At 53.3% G+C, this 2,565-nt stretch carries 3 protein-coding genes; all 3 read right to left on the bottom strand.

Annotated features, from left to right (window positions below; translation table 11 throughout):
- Positions 1-581, bottom strand: a 581-nt coding sequence (locus ACEW8P_RS19680) for an NAD(P)(+) transhydrogenase (Re/Si-specific) subunit beta (protein ID WP_373514783.1), incomplete at its 3' end; no start/stop codon positions are given.
- 153 nt (positions 582-734) lie between these two features.
- The gene (locus ACEW8P_RS19685) at positions 735-1,019 is read right to left on the bottom strand and encodes an NAD(P) transhydrogenase subunit alpha (RefSeq protein ID WP_373514784.1); all 285 of its coding nucleotides are present in this window, start codon (positions 1,017-1,019) and stop codon (positions 735-737) included.
- Positions 1,020-1,173: 154 nt separating this feature from the next.
- A complete protein-coding gene (locus ACEW8P_RS19690) occupies positions 1,174-2,349 on the bottom strand; it encodes a Re/Si-specific NAD(P)(+) transhydrogenase subunit alpha (RefSeq protein ID WP_373514785.1) in 1,176 nt (391 codons plus the stop codon).
- Positions 2,350-2,565 lie beyond the last annotated feature (216 nt).

Below are 2,565 nucleotides of genomic sequence, written 5' to 3' on the forward strand. Positions count from 1 at the left end.
ACCGCGCCCATCACGATCATAGCCGTAACTGAGCCCGTGTTGATGGCGACCAGCACGCCGCAAGCCACGGCGACCAGCAGCAAAACCAGATTCACCAGGTGTTGTCCCTTGAAGACGATAGCGTTGCCGCTGACCTTGCCGCTCAGCTTGCCGTAGGCTGTTAGCGAGCCCGTGAAGGTGATGCCGCCGATGAGTACTGAAAGCAGGATGCTGATGATCGTAATCAGGTCGGTGGACAATTCGGGCTGCTCCACGGCTCTTGTCCAATAGTCTGAAAAAGCTACGAAGAGAGAGGCCGCGCCGCCGAAGCCGTTGAAAATGGCGACCATCTCAGGCATCTGCGTCATCTCGACGCGCCGCGCCCACACCAGGCCGATGGCCCCGCCGACCAGCATGCAACTGAACGTTTCGATGGGCGTCAGCAAGCCCGAGTCTACCAGCGTGGCCAGCACCGCCAGCAGCATCGCTACCGCCGACAATATATTGCCCTGCCGCGCTTCCTGCGTTTTGTTAAGTTTTTTGATGCCCACGATAAACAGGATCGTGGCGACGAGGTAAGTGAGTTGGATGAGGATATTCATTTTTTGGGATACGGAGCCACAAAGCGACAAAGCCACAGAGCGACAAAGTGAAGGGCTTATTGAAAATAGTTAAAATATGGTCATCGACTTCCGCTGTTAAAAGTTCAGCATTCAGCCTCACCGACGGACCTGTCCAACATCCAGCGTCCAAAATCATCCTTTCTTCTTCTTAAACATTTGCAGCATTCGGTCGGTGACGGCGTACCCGCCTACTACGTTGATGCTGGCCATGACAAGGGCCACCATGCCCAGGTACTTGCTGATGTCGCCCTCGCGGACGCACAGGATGGCTCCAACGATAGTGATACCGGAAATGGCATTGGAACCCGACATCAGCGGCGTGTGCAGCGTGGGAGGTACTTTGGCAATCAATTCAAAGCCGCAGTAACTGGCCAGGACGAGGATGTAGAGGAGGAAGATGAAATTTTCTATGCTCATGATTGGGGGTATGGGGATGTTGATTTTTGAGTTGCAAAGCCACAGAGCGACAAAGCGACAAAGTTTAGCGGTAGTTGGGAATGCGTCTTAAAGTGGAGTAATCGTGCGCCAGCAACTCTTTGTGGCTTTGTCGCTTTGTATCTCTGTCGCTCCTTCACTTTTTTGCCAAAATCTCCTTCGTAAACCCATGCACCAATTCCCCTTGGTGGGTAATGAGGCTGCCTTGGGTGATTTCTTCTTCCATCTCCCACTTGAAGCCGTCTTTGGTAGCCAGGTGGAGGAGGAGCGTGGAGATGTTTTTGGCGTAGAGTTCGCTCGCGTTGACGGGGAGCAGCGAGGGCATATTGGCCTCGCCGATGATCGTCACGCCGTGCTTGACGACGGTTTTGCCGAATTCGCTCAGTTCGCAGTTGCCGCCCGACTCCACGGCCATGTCCACGATTACTGAGCCCGTTTTCATGCTTTTGACCATTTCTTCAGTAATTAGCACGGGAGCTTTTTTACCGATGACAAGAGCCGTGGTAATGGCAAGATCGGCTTCTTTGATGCGGTCTTTGATAAGAGCCTTTTGCTTTTCGAGGTAGTCGGCAGAAGCTTCTTTGGCGTAGCCGCCTTCTACTTTGACACCTTCGGCCTCCACTTGCAGGAAACGCCCGCCCAGCGACTCGACTTGCTCCTTGGTTTCGGCCCGTACGTCGGTGGCTTCTACTACCGCGCCGAGGCGCTTGGCAGTGGCAATGGCTTGTAAGCCCGCCACGCCTACACCGAACACAAGTACCCGCGCGGGCGTGATCGTTCCGGCGGCGGTCATGAGCAGTGGGAATATCTTGCCGAGTTCATTGGCTCCTAAAATGACGGCCTTGTAGCCCGCCAGGTTGGCTTGCGAGCTGAGGGCGTCCATTTTCTGAGCCCGCGAAATGCGCGGTACGGCATCCATCGAGAAGGCAGTGATTTTCTTTTTATTCAAAGCCGCTACTACTTCCGGGATGGTGTAGGCGTAGAAATACGAAATGACGATGGAGCCTTCTTTCATCGCTGCTACGTCCTCCACGGTGGGCGCATTGACTTTCAGGATTACATCAGCGTCGGCGAAGGCGGCCTGGCTGGTGGGTACAATGCCCGCTCCGGCGTCGTGGTACTTTTCATCCGAAAAGTAAGAAGCCTCGCCCGCCCCGGTTTCGATCAGGCAGGTAAAACCGGCTTTTTGGAGGGACTTGACCACGTCGGGCGTGAGGGCGACACGACGCTCGAAAGGTTTGGTTTCTTTGGGAACAGCTATTTTCAAAGGGGTAGTAGGTAGTGGTTTTGTGATTGGGGGTTCTTTAGTCAAGACGACAAATTGGGTAAAAGTACCCGGTTCTCATCCCTGATTATTTTCGATAGAAGGTGTAAAAATGGAAATATTACTTTGCACAGGCGAGATTTACCGGCTTTTTGTAAAAATCAGATCACATTCACGGCTGGGACAGGGGATCAGCGTGAGTGAGTCGTTTTTAAGAGAAAAGTTTTGATAAAAAGCCACGTACACGCTCCCTTGAAGAAAGCC

The organism is Persicitalea sp. (assembly GCF_041751555.1).
Classification (GTDB): Bacteria; Bacteroidota; Bacteroidia; order Cytophagales; family Spirosomataceae; genus Persicitalea.